Annotated in this window: 13 protein-coding genes; 7 read left to right on the forward strand and 6 right to left on the reverse strand. The window is 34.7% G+C overall.

The features are described from left to right. The first annotated feature begins 40 nt into the window (after nucleotides 1–40). Nucleotides 41–406: an endonuclease domain-containing protein gene (locus D778_RS08170; RefSeq protein ID WP_040491935.1), complete on the forward strand. Its 366-nt coding sequence runs from the start codon at nucleotides 41–43 to the stop codon at nucleotides 404–406. A gap of 179 nt (nucleotides 407–585) precedes the next feature. Here the strand turns inward: D778_RS08170 and D778_RS08175 are convergent, their stop codons facing one another. Both D778_RS08175 and D778_RS08180 read right to left on the reverse strand, forming a co-directional pair. Then, nucleotides 586–2319 (reverse strand): TonB-dependent receptor, encoded by a 1734-nt coding sequence (locus D778_RS08175; protein WP_007649575.1) that lies wholly within the window; start codon nucleotides 2317–2319, stop codon nucleotides 586–588. A gap of 143 nt (nucleotides 2320–2462) precedes the next feature. Continuing rightward, nucleotides 2463–5486, reverse strand: coding sequence for a tetratricopeptide repeat protein (locus D778_RS08180; protein WP_007649576.1), 3024 nt, complete (start codon nucleotides 5484–5486; stop codon nucleotides 2463–2465). Between the two features lie 138 nt (nucleotides 5487–5624). Here D778_RS08180 and D778_RS08185 point away from each other — a divergent pair, with 138 nt between their 5' ends. From D778_RS08185 to D778_RS08200, 4 genes are read left to right on the forward strand one after another with little or no spacing between them, the layout of a single operon-like run. After that, nucleotides 5625–6413 (forward strand): methyltransferase domain-containing protein, encoded by a 789-nt coding sequence (locus D778_RS08185; RefSeq protein WP_007649577.1) that lies wholly within the window; start codon nucleotides 5625–5627, stop codon nucleotides 6411–6413. Beyond that, nucleotides 6395–7123 carry a glycosyltransferase gene (locus D778_RS08190; RefSeq protein WP_007649578.1) on the forward strand — a complete coding sequence of 243 codons (729 nt, stop codon included), beginning with the start codon at nucleotides 6395–6397 and terminating at the stop codon, nucleotides 7121–7123. Before D778_RS08185 ends, D778_RS08190 begins: the two co-directional genes overlap by 19 nt. 1 nt (nucleotide 7124) lies before the next feature. After that, nucleotides 7125–8471 (forward strand): hypothetical protein, encoded by a 1347-nt coding sequence (locus D778_RS08195; protein WP_007649579.1) that lies wholly within the window; start codon nucleotides 7125–7127, stop codon nucleotides 8469–8471. Next, nucleotides 8449–9138: a cell division ATP-binding protein FtsE gene (locus tag D778_RS08200; protein ID WP_007649580.1), complete on the forward strand. Its 690-nt coding sequence runs from the start codon at nucleotides 8449–8451 to the stop codon at nucleotides 9136–9138. The genes D778_RS08195 and D778_RS08200 overlap by 23 nt, the downstream gene beginning before the upstream one ends. Here the strand turns inward: D778_RS08200 and D778_RS08205 are convergent. Then, complete coding sequence (locus D778_RS08205) at nucleotides 9135–10055, reverse strand: hypothetical protein (RefSeq protein WP_007649582.1); 921 nt, start codon at nucleotides 10053–10055, stop codon at nucleotides 9135–9137. The genes D778_RS08200 and D778_RS08205 overlap by 4 nt on opposite strands. Then, a complete protein-coding gene (locus tag D778_RS08210) occupies nucleotides 10055–11485 on the reverse strand; it encodes an MBOAT family O-acyltransferase (RefSeq protein ID WP_007649584.1) in 1431 nt (476 codons plus the stop codon). The genes D778_RS08205 and D778_RS08210 overlap by 1 nt, the downstream gene beginning before the upstream one ends. A 755-nt stretch (nucleotides 11486–12240) precedes the next feature. Between D778_RS08210 and D778_RS08215 the strand changes: the two genes are divergently transcribed. Together D778_RS08215 and D778_RS08220 are read left to right on the forward strand one after the other, a co-directional pair. Then, nucleotides 12241–13125, forward strand: coding sequence for a glycosyltransferase family 2 protein (locus tag D778_RS08215; RefSeq protein WP_007649585.1), 885 nt, complete (start codon nucleotides 12241–12243; stop codon nucleotides 13123–13125). A 1-nt stretch (nucleotide 13126) separates the two neighbouring features. Beyond that, on the forward strand, nucleotides 13127–14074 hold the full coding sequence (locus tag D778_RS08220) for a glycosyltransferase family 2 protein (RefSeq protein WP_007649586.1): 948 nt from the start codon (nucleotides 13127–13129) through the stop codon (nucleotides 14072–14074). On the opposite strand, the gene D778_RS08225 is transcribed toward D778_RS08220, so the two are convergent. Both D778_RS08225 and D778_RS08230 read right to left on the reverse strand, forming a co-directional pair. Next, nucleotides 14057–14473 carry a sugar 3,4-ketoisomerase gene (locus D778_RS08225; RefSeq protein ID WP_007649587.1) on the reverse strand — a complete coding sequence of 139 codons (417 nt, stop codon included), beginning with the start codon at nucleotides 14471–14473 and terminating at the stop codon, nucleotides 14057–14059. The two genes, D778_RS08220 and D778_RS08225, sit on opposite strands and share 18 nt — an antisense overlap. Next, nucleotides 14470–15291, reverse strand: a complete 822-nt coding sequence (locus tag D778_RS08230; protein WP_007649589.1) for a glycosyltransferase family A protein — start codon at nucleotides 15289–15291, stop codon at nucleotides 14470–14472. The genes D778_RS08225 and D778_RS08230 overlap by 4 nt, the downstream gene beginning before the upstream one ends. Nucleotides 15292–15310 lie beyond the last annotated feature (19 nt).

Consider the following 15310-nt stretch of genomic DNA (forward strand, 5'->3'; position numbering starts at 1 on the left):
TCAAGGGGACAACATTCAGATTTTTTTAGTAGCTTTAAAAATGGCAAATAAAATAATTCCATATAGATCTGATCTAAAATTCCTTGCTAGAGAGCTTAGAAAAAACAGCACCCTCGCCGAAGTGATTCTTTGGCAAAATATTAAAAAAAGGGCTTTAGGTGTTCAGTTTCATAGGCAAGTTCCTATGGTAAATTATATTGTAGATTTTTATTGCCATGAGCTTGGCTTGGCTATAGAAATTGATGGCTCCATACATGATCATTCTTTCTTGGAAGACGCTAAAAGACAAGGTGAGATTGAGGCTTATGGTGTTACTTTCATTAGATTTACCAATGAAGAGGTTAAAAAAGATTTATTGAATGTTTTACTTGCCATAGAAGATAAAATCAAGGAGTTAATGGATTAGTTGTTTCATAGAGTTATTCTATTTTAATTATCTAAAAACAATGGCAACCTCCTAGGTTGTCCCCTTGAGGGGACCATAGGGGTGTTTTAGGGTGTTTTTAATAGAACGCTTTTTTTGATAATTTAGGTTTAATTAATAAGGTTGCCACGTCGTTTCACTTCTCGCAATGAAATTCCTTTTTAAAAATCAAACTTATAAGTAGCTCCAGCTAGAATCTGTATGCTTTGCACTGGATAATTCAACCAACGTTGGTAGTTTTGATTGGCTATGTTGTTCGCTTTGGCAAATACAGAAAGTTTGTCGTTAATATGATATCCTACATGCGCATTGGCATCAAAATAAGCATCCAAGGTCGTGGCGCCATAGGAAACTACTGGTGTGGTTGTAACATACACCTGATCTTTGCGTTCTCCAACATAAAACAAGCTGGCTCCAGCAAACCAATGTGTATCTATTTGGTAATCCATAAATAAGGAACCTGTGACACTAGGCAAGTTCCAAGCTTCACTTTCATTATCTGTACTGTATGCAAAAAAATCGGCTTTCACTCCCAATTTAAAATTCCTATTGACATCCACACTTAATTCCCCTCCAATATTAAAGGTGGACACATCGTCGTAAACCACAGAAAACGAATTCCCAAATTGATACGTCTCGTCTGGATTTACAAAATCTATCTCGTTATGTCTATATAAGGCTTTGTTGCTTTCAGCATAATAAGCACCTTGAATATCATAGCTTACACTATTGGAAACTTTCCCTTTCAATCCCACATAACCATGGTATTGCTGATCTGTAGGCGCAATCAATAAGGTTGGGGACACAAATTTGTTTTCTTCGGCAAAATTCTCATAGGTATTCTGTATCAAACCTCCTTTAATCCCTCCATAAGCTATTAAAACCTCATCCACTATTCTGTAGGAAGCGGCAATATTTGGATAAATATAAAATTTGCTATCACTGGCTTCGGTATCGTTTAAATAGTATAAAGAAACCCCTAAATCCAGCGTTAAATCGTCTTGTGTGTAGCGATAGCTTGGTGCCAAACCTATATTGAAGTTTCCATATGTATTTTCAGCATCCACTTCATAATATCTATCGAAAGAGCCTCCAAGGAAATCAAACATCACTTTGGTAGAAATCTCTATATCTGCAATGGGAATATCTGCCGACATAGCTGCCGAAAACCTGTTTTCTGAAGAACCATACGAGTCTCCAAAATGCCTAAACATCACTTGAGCTGTTTTAAAGTAAGTGTCCTCAAAAGAAATATCCCCTCCAAGATGTCCACCATAAAATGTATGACTCACACCTAATTGGGCTTCTGGGGACGACTCGTTATAATAAGGTTGTGGCAAACCGTACCAATTAAAAACCTGATGTTTAAAACCTCCTTCTACATTCCAACTTAAATCTCGTTCTTTTCTAGAAAAATCAATCTGTAAATGGCTATCGTAAAAGTAATCATCCAACAAAACATCATCGATACCTCCTTGTGTAGAATGATGCGTAAAATAACCTCCTATTTGGTCTGTTTTACTTAATTCATGGTTGAGATACACTTCCCCTAAAATGGACGAATAACTACCAAGTGCCAAGGAGGCATAATTATCATACAGTTTGGCTGGCTTTTCCTTATCCAAAACGGCTGCTTTTCCTTTGGCAGGCGTAAAGGTTGAAGCTACAGGAAATGAAAAAATATGATATTGAATCTCTTTTTTTGTAGTGGTTTCATCATCATCCAATTGCGGCGTTTCTTTTACTTTAAACGCATCTGAAATTGTAGGTGTATATGGTTTTACAACTTGAATGACATCGGTTTTAATGGTATCGTTGCCTCTTTCCTGAGCCCAAGAAAGGGAAACACTCAAGGTGATTAAAATGATACTGATTTTATGAATGTGCTTTCGCATAGGTAATATTTTGATTAACGATTGATTATTAACGATCCGTCCAAACGTGTCCTTAAGGTTTGGGCAGGTTTTTTGATCTACTGAAAATTGAGACTGCCTGTCCTCCTAAAGTTTTAGAGAAGATGGGAAAACTGCAAACACAGTTAATCCTCATCTGGTACAATGGACGAGTTTGTTTTTGCTTGTTCGGTTTTTATGTTACTTAATGTGTCCTGGGCTTGGCTTACAACTTCTGGGAATTCCTTAAAGTTTTCCATCACACTCTCCAAGATATAAGTTGCTTGAAAGGCATCGTCCAGCTGATAAAAGTTCTTAGCCATAAGCACCAAACCTTTCGCACTAAAATATTTATAACTGGAATAGTCTTTTGCCAAACGTTGAACCGTTTCGTTGGAAGCTTCATACGCTCCTGCCTTATTTTTAAAATATGCCTGATAATACAAAGCTTCTGCAGCTGCTTCACCAGTAGCTGTTTTTTCCACTTCGGCATAAGCTGTCTTAGCTCGTTCTTCGTTATTGGTCTTCATGGCCGAACGTGCAATGATTACATGTGCATCACTTTTGATTTTTGAATCCACAACCCCTTGACTCAACACCTTTTCGGCATAGGCAACAGCTTCAGAATATGCTTCCAACTGATAATTGGCTTTCATTAAATTGGATTGTGCAAAAACGACGTTTTGAGGAAAACTCGCTTCCTGCTCCAAACGTTTCAATACAGGAATGGATTCCATCCATTGTTTGTTTTCCAAATAAATTTGAGAAACCTTAAACAGCGATTCTTGGGTAAACTCACTTGGCGAAGCATCTGCCACGTATTGATAATGTGGAATGGCGTTCTCCTTCAACCCTTTTTTATCGTACAGTTTGGCTAGGTAAAAATGTGCCTGTAAGGCATGTAAGCCTTTGGGAAACTGACTTAAATAACTATTGAATTGCTTAATGGCATCATCTGTTTTATTGTCTATATATTTTTTCTCGGCAGATTCATAGGTGGTATGATCCAAATCGGCATCTGTTACTTCCACATAATCCAAGGTTCTTACCCAAGTGGCATAGTCGTTAACACGACCCAAATCGATATAAATTAAACGCGCTGTGGACACAGCTTGATTGGCTTCTGCAGTTCCTGGATAATCCTTGGCAATGGCTTTAAAGGTGTTTAAAGCTTGTTCGTTATCACTGTTATTGTAATGTATCAAACCTTGTCGCAACATGGCTCTTGGCACAAAAGTGCTCATTTGATAATCTGTTTGAAGCCTGTTGTACATCTTTAAAGCTTTAACATCCTCATTGGCTTTCACATAAGAATTCCCTAGTTCGAACATGGCATCATCACGAAAGGTTGATTTTGGATATTTTTGCAGGAAAGTTTCCAGTTCCGATATTTTTTTCGAGGCCTTTCCTTCGTAACCATAACTGATAGCTTGTTGAAAAAACGCATAATCTGCATCTATTTTATTTATTTTTATGGCTTCATCATAAGCATCAATGGCTTGAGCATACTGACTTGATACAAAATAAGCATCTCCTAATCGTAAATAAGCATCGTTCAACCTAATGGCGTCGTCCTGCTTATTACCTATAAATTGCTTGAAATTTTGAATGGCTTGCAAGTAGTTTTTTTGCTTAAAATAGGTATAGGCCAAATTATAATATATGTTTTTGTATTCTATGGTCTCTGCTGCATGGCTTTGCTGCAAAAATTGTTTAAAGCCTATTAAAGCTTCTTCGTAATTGGACACATTGTAATTGGTTTCAGCTTTCCAAAAAGTCGCTCTGGTTGTGAATTTTGAATCCCTTGGTTCTTTTAAGGAATTGGAAAACATGCTTAAAGCTTCTTGATATTTACCTTCGTTATACAGTTCCATCCCTCTGTAAAAAGCCACTTTTTGATAAGCTACCTTGTTTTCGAAACTGTTTTTGCCTTTTAAGAGTTTTAAAGCTTCCTGATAATTTTTGGACGTAATATAGGAGTCTATTAAAAGGGTTTCTATGTCCTCTTTATAAGCTGAATTGGGATAGGTTTCCAGATAGCTGGTCAATACCTGTGGAACAGATTGATATGGGTTCCCAATTTCATAGCTTATTTTTGCATAGTTTAACCAGGCATCTTCTTGGATTTTTAAATCGAAATCCATTTGAGACGCATTTCGAAAGGCATTTAATGCCTCTTGTTTTTTGTTAACATGCACATAGCTTTCACCCAAATGGTAATAAGCATTTTGTGCTACGGCATTTTTACCATTCACTATTTTGTTGAATTCTGAAATGGCCTTATCGTAATTGCCTTGCTTGTAATATGCATAGCCCAATTGATAGTAATCTGTGTTGCTCCATTTTCCTTGTTTGCCTTTATATTCTGATAAATATGGAATGGCTTCGGCATATTTTTCAAGATTGAAATAGCTTTCTCCTATAATTTTATTAAGCTCGGATACTTCGTTTCTATCGCTATTGGGTAACTGTTCTTTGGCCAATGCAATGGCTTCTTCAAATTTTCCGAGTTTAAAGTTTAAATCCGCTTGATAATAAGACAGTTTTTCCTTGTATTTTTCGTTATCGCTAACTTGATCGAAATATTGATTGGCTTGGTTGTAATCATCACTTTCATAAGCCATAAAACCTATATAATACTTAGCTTGGAAGCCATACTTTTGGGAATTTTCCACTCGCGAAAGATATTTTTTGGCATCCTTGAAATTTTTAGTTGTAAAAGCCACATAACCATTGTTGAAATTGAATTTTTCACGCTCGTTTCTAGCCAAGGAAGTTTCATCTACTTTGTCATACCACTTTTTGGCATAAGCAAATTTACCATTGTTAAAATAATATTCTGCCACATCTACATAGGCCGTATTCCGTTTGGTACTTGTTGGATAATCGTTTACAAAATCCTCCATTAATTGGTCGGCATTTTGCTGATTTAAACGTACGGCACAATTGGCAATGTAAAAAGCACAATCGGATTCCAACAGGTCCGTTTCTGCTGTTTTTTTAATTTCGGAAAATAATGTTTGAGCAGCTGCATACTGTTGGTTTTCATACAAGGCCAAAGCTTTTTGATAGGTTGCCAGATGATTGGTGTAAATGGCAGATTGCTGACTAAATACATGAAGGCTAAAGCTAAAAGCAATAAAAAAAATAACTATTTTTTGGGTACTCATAAAAGCGTTTTTTCAATTAAAATCAAAGATAATTCAATCTGCATGTTATAACGTTAGAATTATGTTATAATTATAAACAGTCTTGTAAATATTGTATTTTAGACTACTTTTACACTTTAAACCAAGCAAAAAAAACCTATGGATTTAACCGAATTGTCTGAACATTCCAAACACCAACACCAAACCAGACATCCATGGGAACAAGCACGATTGGAATTTGTGTATAAACTTATAAACAAACATGCTTCCAAAAAATCACATCCCGTGTTTTTGGACATTGGTTCCGGCGATACTTTTGTGTCCGAAAACCTGTTGTTAAAAATACCTCATGGTAGGTTTTATTGTGTGGATACAGCCTTTACCAAGGAACATTTGGAGTTTTACACAAAAAAATACAGCCATAAAAACATTCAGGTTTTTAATTCGGCAATTGCAGCGTTGAGGGCAATTAATTGTGAAATAGATTATGTACTGGCTCTAGATGTCATGGAACATGTTGCAAACGATTTGGATTTTTTAAAGGACATTTCCAATATGGAAAAAGTAACAGAAAACACTAAAATTGTCTTAACGGTTCCAGCGTTTCAATCTCTATTTAGTCATCATGATGTGCTATTGGGCCATTACAGACGTTATAACAACAACACCTTAAAGCAAGTAACTAAAAAGGCAGGCTTGGAAATCATATCCATAGGTTATTTTTTTATGTCTTTATTGATTGCCAGAATTTTAATAAAGTTTAAAGAAAAAATTATAAAACCCAAAAGCAAAAAAACCCATGTTGCACAATGGCAACAAGGTAAATTAGTTACCAATTTGTATAAAAACATACTTATATTTGATTTTAAAACAAGTAGCTTGTTAGAAAAAATACATTTAAAGCCCAAAGGCTTATCCAACTATATGGTATGCAAAAAACCTGTATAATCATTCCTTGTTATAACGAGTCGTCCAGATTGGATTTGGATGCTTATAATGGGTTTTTGAATTCCCATCAAGAACTGGATGTGTGTTTTGTAAATGATGGAAGTACCGATAATAGCCTTTTTATATTGGAGCAGTTGGCAACCAACTTTGATACGGTTTCTGTGATCCACCTTGAAAAAAACCTTGGTAAGGCAGAAGCCATTAGACATGCTGTGCTACATTTAAGCGAGAAAAATTATGCCTATTTGGGTTATTTAGATGCAGATTTATCCACTTCCCTGGATGAAATGTTGCGTATCACCCGGTTTAGTTCCAGTACTTCAAAATTCATTCTTGGTTCCAGAATAAAAACGCTAAATACCACGATAGAAAGAAGTGCGATTCGTCATATATTAGGTCGTTCACTGGCAACCATAGTCAATACATTTATATTGAAACTTCCTATTTACGACACGCAATGTGGTGCCAAACTTATTGAAAATTCTTTAGCCAAAGATATTTTTAAACAGCCTTTTGTTAGCAAATGGCTATTTGATATAGAACTTCTTTTAAGGACCAACAAACTAAAAGGCGCCACTTTTTGCAAACAGCACATACTTGAAGTTCCATTGAACAAATGGCAAGACAATGGAAACACCAGAATTACGTTTATGGATTTTATTAATATTCCTATAGATTTACTGAGAATATATTTCCAGTACCAAAAATAAGATGCTTAAAAAAGGAAGCCAATATATCAACAAATATCCCATAGCCATTTTATTGGTTTATGGCATCCTCTTAAGACTGTTGGTGTTTGTTTGCTATCATGATGTGACCCTTTATCCAGACTCTGAAGATTACACAAATTTAGCCCAATACCTCTTACATTTCAGCTTGGAAAACTACACAGGGGAACGCACACCAGGACTCCCTCTTTTAATTGCATTAACTGGTGGAAACCTCTATGCAACAGTAGCTATCCAAACAGGTATTGGACTGCTTGGTATGTATTTAATTTTCGATTTTAGTAAAACCAAAACCGGAGAAAAACAAACGGCTTTTTGGATTGCCGTAATAACCACATCTTTTTTACACCTTGTGTTTTATGAATTTGCCATTCTAACCGAAACCCTTACCTTATTTTTCTTATTGTTATCGTTCTGGTATATCCAAAAATTTAAGCTCCTGGAACCTAAAACAGCCTTGAAACACTATGTAGTTCTATCCATTATATTAAGTTACTTATATTTGGTAAGACCTATGTTTATTTATGTTCCCATAGGCTTTTCATTATTTTATTTAGTTAAAAATTTCAATTTTGATATAAGAAAAACATTTATAAAATCCCTAAGTATGTCCTTGCTTCCCTTAGTGACTTTTTATGCTTGGTGTTCGGTAAACGAAAAAAACATCGGGCAATTTACAAGCTCTTACTACTTGGGAATAAATTTGGCTCAAGTTGCAACCCCTTTCTTTGATAAAGCGCCAGAAGAACATCGGTTAATTAGGGATATTTTTGTAAAACACAGGGATTACGTAGAGCAAAACCTGCCAAAAAAAGAGTATGCCATGACAGCTTGGTATGCTCACGATGAACTGATTGAGAAAACAGGTTTGTCCAGGCAGGAACTTATGTACAAGCTTGGAGAGATCTCTAAGGGTTTGATAACATCGCATCCAGATCTGTATGCAAAGCAAGTATTGATTTCCTTTAAGGATTTTTGGTTTACCACATCTATTTTATGGAATGCCAACAAGTTTCAAAACATATATGTTAGAAAAGCCTTCATCGGTTTGTGGAACTATGTACAAAGGTTTTTACTTATTTTAATCCATACGCTTTTTCTGGTATTTGCCATTAAAAAACTGTTTCTGTTTTTAAAATCCAAAGGTAAACCCTTTGACCTGGACATTTTGCTGGTAGCAATTATACTTTGTGGTGCCTTGGCACAGGCTTTGGTGGTTTATGGTTCAAATTCCAGATTTTCCTTTCCCTATTTCCCTTTAATTGTTTACTTTGTGGTAGTAAATGTAACGACCCTAAAAAATAACTATGCAAAACGTACTTTATCTTAAAGATGCTTCCATATTTCAAGGTGAAAACCTCGTGCTTTCAGACATTAACATTGAAATAAACAAAGGCGAATTTGTTTACTTAATAGGTAAAACAGGAACTGGAAAAAGCAGTTTCATGAAAACACTTTACGCCGATTTGCCTTTAACCAAAGGCGAAGGCAGCATTGTGGATTTCAATTTACGAACGCTTAAAGAGAAAGATATTCCGTTTTTAAGACGCAAGCTAGGTGTCGTGTTCCAGGATTTTAAATTACTGACCGATAGAACCATTAACGATAATTTACTGTTTGTGTTAAAAGCTACAGGCTGGAAAAACAAAAATGACATGAACACGCGTGTGGAAGAGGTTTTAAACAAGGTTGGCATGAAAACCAAAGGCTTTAAATTTCCTCATGAACTTTCTGGTGGCGAACAACAACGTGTAGCCATTGCAAGGGCTTTGCTGAACAATCCCGAGTTAATACTTGCCGATGAACCTACTGGAAACCTGGATCCACAAACCAGTATTGAAGTGATGGAAGTGCTACAAGACATCAATAAAAACGGAAACACCATTTTAATGGCAACCCACGACTATGCCTTGTTGTTAAAATACCCTAGCAAAACCCTTAAATGCGACGAAAATCAGGTATTTGAAGTGGTACAAAGAAACAAATCAACCACTTAATAAGCGTGTAAATAGGCATTAATAAGTAAGGAGCATTTTTTGGCTCCTTGTGCATTTAAATGATCTGCATCGTGAAAATCCTGCAACTGGAATCTAGAGTCCCTGGATAAATCCACTCGTGTAACGTTTGGGTTGGTTTTTGCCAAATCATCACAAGTCTTATCAATTTTTAGAAGTTTTTCGGGATTTAAATGATCCAGATAGTCTGGATAAACTGGCATATTGACCAACAGCACTTGTATGTTTTTTTGTTCACAAAAAGTTATCATATTTTGAATCCTTTCTGTATTCTGTTTAAAATCCATAGAACCATCTTCATGTTTTCTGGCAACAACTTTTGACAGATAGGCCATTTCCAATGAATCCACAGTTGATAGGTATGTATTTCCCCAACCCTTTTCATCGCAACCAATCAAGCTGCCTTCCCTTTGGTAATCTAGAAAGGTTTTAAAAGTTTTATCAAACTTCCTGGTTAATGCCAAACTGTATTTTTTTGGATCGTACCAGGCTATCAATGGGACTTTCAAATCCATTTGAGCCTCATAAAAGTATTTTCGCCAGATATCTTCTTGGGTATTATCTGCTTGACTCAAGGTGGTATATTCCACAGATATGATAAGGTATTTTAAATGTGGTAAATGGTCAATGTGTTTTTCAAACAACAATTTATCAAAATAAATGGTCTGACTTACATTTGATAGGTTGTAGGTTTTTAAAGAAAGCCATTCTGGATTTATTCCAAAAAAAGTATGCGAATCGCCCAACACAAGCACTTCAATATCATCCATGTTATTGGAAATCTGCTCATGTTTATAGGTGTAATTATTTGGAACCGAACGGTAAAATACCTCAGCAAGCATCCATACAACTACTATTGGAATTAAAAACAGACTGATATGAGTGAGTAGTTTCTTCATTAAAACTGAAAATATATAAACGGTTGTGTGTCTCCTGCAAAATAAAAAATAGCAAAGGCCAATCCATAATAAATAGCTATTCGGATGGGTTTGGATGCTATAAAATCTATTTCCAATACATGTTTTTTATCTCTTTGAAGCCATTCAAAAACCATATAAACCATTAAAAACAACACCAAACCTCTTGACACTGTTGGAAATGAAAACAAAGAAAAATTAAACATCCCTTGTAAATACAAAAACGCATGAGTTATATTTTCTGCCCTAAAAAACACCCAAGCCAAAAGCACAATAAAGAACGTAAAGCCTATTTGTAAAGTGGTTTTGAAACTAGGGAACCATCTCCCTTTATCTGCCACGTCCTTAAAACTGGCATGTGTTTTCTGAAACATAAGAGGCAGAAAAAAAAGTGCATGTATCAATCCCCAAATTATAAAGGTCCAATTGGCACCATGCCAAAAACCACTTAAAAGAAAAACAACAAAAATATTACGTATCCACTTGGGTCTGGACACTTGATTGCCTCCTAGGGGAATATACACATAATCGCGAAACCAAGTACTCAAGGAAATATGCCAACGTCTCCAAAATTCCCCAAGGTTTCTGGACAAATAAGGTGCATTGAAATTCTGCATCAAATCAAACCCCAGTAATCTGGCTGAACCTATGGCAATATCAGAATAGCCTGAAAAGTCGCCATAAATTTGGAACGCGAAAAAGAAAGCCCCAAAAAACAAGGTGCTTCCACTATACTCTGTGTAATGGGTGAAAATGTCGTTTACGGCCAAAGCACAATTATCTGCTATCACCATTTTTTTGAAAAGTCCAAGCAGGATCAACCTTAAACCATCAACACTTTTTGTATAATCAAAGGTTCTTTTTCTTTCAAATTGTGGCAATAAATTGGAAGCCCTTTCTATAGGTCCAGCAACCAATTGAGGAAAAAAGCTCACAAATGCAAAGAACGATAACATATTGTTGGTAGGTTCTATGCGCTCTCTATATACATCAATGGTGTAACTTAAGGTTTGAAAGGTGTAAAAACTAATCCCAACAGGCAGTAGGATATCTAAAGTACTCGATTCTAAAGACCTTCCAAAAAGCAAGAAAACCTCTTGAAAAGATTCCAAAAAGAAGTTGTAATACTTAAAAAAACCCAGAATGCCCAAATTCACCATGAGACTTGTGATTAAAAGCAGGTTTCTTTTGGACTTAGCCTTGGTTTTCGCCAAAAGACGTCCTACGGAATAGTCTACCAAAGAGCTTAAAAAAATAAGCCCTAAAAAACGCCAATCCCAACATGCATAAAAGAAATAACTTGCCACAAGAAGGAACAAGTTTTGGATTTTAATGTTTTTGTTGAAAACAAACCAATACAACAAAAAGATTATTGGCATAAAAATGGCAAAATCTATGGTATTGAATAGCATTGGTTTTGGTTAGAAGTTGGTTGTAAATGTAACAATCTATTTTTACTATTGAAACTAAAAAAAAGACTGGTGGTAAATATATACTTTTTTAAATCATTCTAAATGGCTTAAAAAGCGTGTTCTTAGCAATAATTTTTGTTTTGTCATTCTGAACAAAGTGAAGAATCCATTAAAAATCAATGAGCTTCCTCCTTCAACGGAATAACAAAATATCAAACATTCCATATAATGAGATAGTACGCAATATTCATTAAATAATTTCATGTTACAAACAAATAGCGTCCAAAACGATTTAATAAAACAGCTGAAGTGATAGCATTACTTTGGCTAAATGGCTTTTTAAAAAATAAGAAGTTAAAATGTCAGGGTACGTTATAAAACGGCCTATCGAAAATTTATCGTAAAATTTGAAGTGAAGCTACCGTAAAAATTTTAGGCTGTTTGAGCTAGCTAAAACTTTTGAAATAGCAATGAACATAACAGCGAGTTCCTAAAATTTAGGTGGCAAACGATAAATTTAGGTAAAGGTTCGTAAGCCTAGACTTTTTTGTTTCTTTTTTGGTCAATGCAAATCGACGTAGGAGATTCATGAATACAATAATTTAAAAATAATAAATCATGAACTAAAAAAGAAAATTATTTAGGACAATATTGGTTACAAACATTTTTTTAATGGTTGTCTAAAGAATGAATTTCATGCAATTAGTGAAAATTGCTTCAATAATCATTAGATTTGAACCACAGAACCAACAGGCATGCTATCCATTTTAATACCTACATATCATTACAACGCGTATCCTTTAGCCCAGGAACTTGAAAGACAAGCTTTGGATGCTAATGTTGTGTTTGAGCTAATTTGTGTGGATGATGGCTCTTTTTCTGATGCAAACATTGAAAACCAAAAAATAAACAGTTTAACCAACTGTAAATTTATAGAAGCCAAAAAAAATGTTGGTAGAACAGCCAGTAGGTTGTTTTTGGCAGAACAAGCGCAATATCAATGGCTGTTATTTATTGATGCAGATGTCCTGCCCAAAAACCAGGATTTTCTGGTTAAATACCTTAACGAGATGAAAAAAAACCATGAAGCAGTTTTTGGTGGTTTTGCGTATAAGGACACCTCGTATTCCAAAAACAACTCGTTACGTTATACTTTTGGAAAAAAACGTGAAGAGGTAGATGCTTCCAAAAGAAACAAAACCCCTTATAAGGTGATAATTTCTGCCAATTTTTTGATAAAAAAAACGCTGTACTTAGAACTGATAAAGAACCATACAGACAACAGTTACGGGATGGATTATTTAATAGGCTCCTTATTAAAAACCAACCAAAGCAATGTTTGGCACATTAACAATGAAGTGTATCATTTTGGACTGGATGATAACACAACCTTTCTTAAAAAAACAGAACATGCCATGCAAACCCTTTACCATTTGTATGCCTCCAATAAGGTAAACAAAAACAACATTAGCCTTTTAAAAGCATATGGTTTTCTTAAGTTTTTATACTTACATAGGCTTTTTGGAACATGTCTGTCTTATTTCGACTCTAAAATAAAATTGAACTTAACCCAAGAAAACCCAAATATGTTTTTATTTGATCTGTATAGATTGGGTTATTTTTGTAGATTACACCATTAGAATGAAACCATTTTTTTCCATAATCATCCCTTTATACAATAAAGAAAAGCACATTAAAAACACCTTACAGAGTGTTCTTGACCAAAGCTTTTCAAATTATGAGGTTATTATCGTTAATGATGGCTCTACCGACAATAGTTTAAATCAAGTAAACGCTGTAATCGATGAAAGAATAAAGGTATATTCCATAGAAAACTCTGGCGTTTCTGCAGCCAGGAATTATGGGATAAAAAAAGCCCAAGCAGAGTATATAGCTTTTTTGGATGCCGACGATTTGTGGGAAAGCCACCATTTAAAAAATCTGGACGAACTTTTAAAGACTTTTCCAGATTGTGGACTTTATGCAACTGCTTATAACAGAAAACTACAAGATAAAATATTCAAGGTTAAGTACCATTTAATTCCACATGACACAACATGGATGGGTATTGTTTCTGATTATTTTAAATCAAGCATTTATAATCCCATAGCTTGGACTTCGGCTGTAATGGTTCCAAAAAAAATTCTGGAAACACTAAATGGTTTTGATGAAAATATTACCCTTGGAGCAGGAGAAGACACTGACTTATGGATAAGAATCGCTTTAAAATATCGAATTGCATTTCACAGTAAAGTAACTGCCATACATAATTTACATGCAGATAACAGATTATCTAATACAAATACCAACAAAAGAGCTTTCATAGATTTGAACAAATATGAAACATTTGCATCCTCCAACAGTTCATTAAAAAAATATTTAGATATAAATAAATTTTCTATAGGCCTACAATATAAGCTATCTGGAAACAAAGAAAGAGCCCAAACCATGTTTGAATCTTTGGATACAAGAAGCTTAAATAAGAAACAACTTTTTTTAATGAGATTAAACAGACCCTTGTTACACTTATTTGTAAAAATTCAAAATGGATTACGAACTATAAACATCAATTTAACCCCTTTTCACTAGAACAAATTCTTTGTAATTTCTAATATAATCAGATTCATCATATTCTTCAGAAGCCAAGACCAAGCATACAGAACCTGAAGAAAAGTTCTCCAGCTCACGCCAAATCCCATTGGGTATCAACAAACCTTTATTGGGCTTGTTTAAGGTTATTTTGGTTTTTTGGTTTCCATCGTCCAAAACCACATCAAAACTACCACTTAAAGCTATTAAAAACTGATATAGATTTTTATGTGCATGACCTCCTCTATAGGCATTACTGGGCACATCATATAAGTAATACACACGTTTCACAGAAAAAGGAATACAGTCTTTTTCAATAACAGACAGGTTCCCTCTACCTTTTTTATCTTCAATTTTTGGAATCTCTAAAATCTTTACTTCTTCAAGTTTTGTATTCATAGTGTTTTTTTAAAATCCTTAATCCCTTTTAAAGCCAACTTGACTTTTTCAAAAACGTCACTAAATTTAATATACTTGTTTTTTACAAGAAAGTATACGTATCGAACAATCCAAAAATAAGCTAGTTTTTTATACTTGTAATAGTTTAAAGCACCTCTGGCGTAAACAATCTCGTCATCACCTAACTTTCTACCTGAATTATGCTCTGAATGTGCAACTATAAAAGCATTGTTAAAATAAATTAATCCATTTTGTTTTAATATGTTTCTGCAAAAAAGAGATTCTTCTGCCGTAGGAAATGGAGCTCCCAGCCCAAACCTAACATCAAAAGTAATTTTTTTATTTAATATAAGTTTCCTGTTAATTGCCATTTCAATCGATGACATACCTCTTATTGTCTTCAGGTTGTGTTTACAGTCTTTAATTGGGTATTTCCTGAAATCATCACCTTTAAAGTTTTTGGCTTTAAAATGAATCAATGCTGCTTCAGGATACAACTTAAAAGCTTCCATTATTTTGTTTTCAAAGCCTTCCAAGTAAACAACATCGTCATCTGCAAGTAAACAAATATCTCCAATGGCATGTTGTATGGCTAGATTTCTACTTCGGCTCAAACCTCTTTCAAAGGCATTGATTACACGAATGTTGGGCTTATGGGAAACCAATAGCTTATGCTCACTGGTTTGATTAATTATCAAAAGATGGTAGTGCTCCAGATCATTGTTTTTAAACATGTTATCAATAAAATCCAAAGTGGTCCTGTTGGTTGTAGCCACCAAAATTTCAAAGGGAATATGAGTTTTTTCTGAAATGTTCATTGAAACGAGTATCTTTGAA

Source organism: Xanthomarina gelatinilytica, assembly GCF_000348685.1.
GTDB classification, from domain to species: domain Bacteria; phylum Bacteroidota; class Bacteroidia; order Flavobacteriales; family Flavobacteriaceae; genus Xanthomarina; species Xanthomarina gelatinilytica.

Coding starts and splice junctions, on each gene's coding strand:
- D778_RS08205 (WP_007649582.1), bottom strand. CDS start 10,055: ATGAAGAAACTACTCACTCATATCAGTCTGTTTTTAATTCCAATAGTA.
- D778_RS08225 (WP_007649587.1), bottom strand. CDS start 14,473: ATGAATACAAAACTTGAAGAAGTAAAGATTTTAGAGATTCCAAAAATT.
- D778_RS08230 (WP_007649589.1), bottom strand. CDS start 15,291: ATGAACATTTCAGAAAAAACTCATATTCCCTTTGAAATTTTGGTGGCT.
- D778_RS08190 (WP_007649578.1), top strand. CDS start 6,395: ATGCAAAAAACCTGTATAATCATTCCTTGTTATAACGAGTCGTCCAGA.
- D778_RS08220 (WP_007649586.1), top strand. CDS start 13,127: ATGAAACCATTTTTTTCCATAATCATCCCTTTATACAATAAAGAAAAG.
- D778_RS08170 (WP_040491935.1), top strand. CDS start 41: ATGGCAAATAAAATAATTCCATATAGATCTGATCTAAAATTCCTTGCT.
- D778_RS08180 (WP_007649576.1), bottom strand. CDS start 5,486: ATGAGTACCCAAAAAATAGTTATTTTTTTTATTGCTTTTAGCTTTAGC.
- D778_RS08215 (WP_007649585.1), top strand. CDS start 12,241: ATGCTATCCATTTTAATACCTACATATCATTACAACGCGTATCCTTTA.
- D778_RS08210 (WP_007649584.1), bottom strand. CDS start 11,485: ATGCTATTCAATACCATAGATTTTGCCATTTTTATGCCAATAATCTTT.
- D778_RS08195 (WP_007649579.1), top strand. CDS start 7,125: ATGCTTAAAAAAGGAAGCCAATATATCAACAAATATCCCATAGCCATT.
- D778_RS08175 (WP_007649575.1), bottom strand. CDS start 2,319: ATGCGAAAGCACATTCATAAAATCAGTATCATTTTAATCACCTTGAGT.
- D778_RS08200 (WP_007649580.1), top strand. CDS start 8,449: ATGCAAAACGTACTTTATCTTAAAGATGCTTCCATATTTCAAGGTGAA.
- D778_RS08185 (WP_007649577.1), top strand. CDS start 5,625: ATGGATTTAACCGAATTGTCTGAACATTCCAAACACCAACACCAAACC.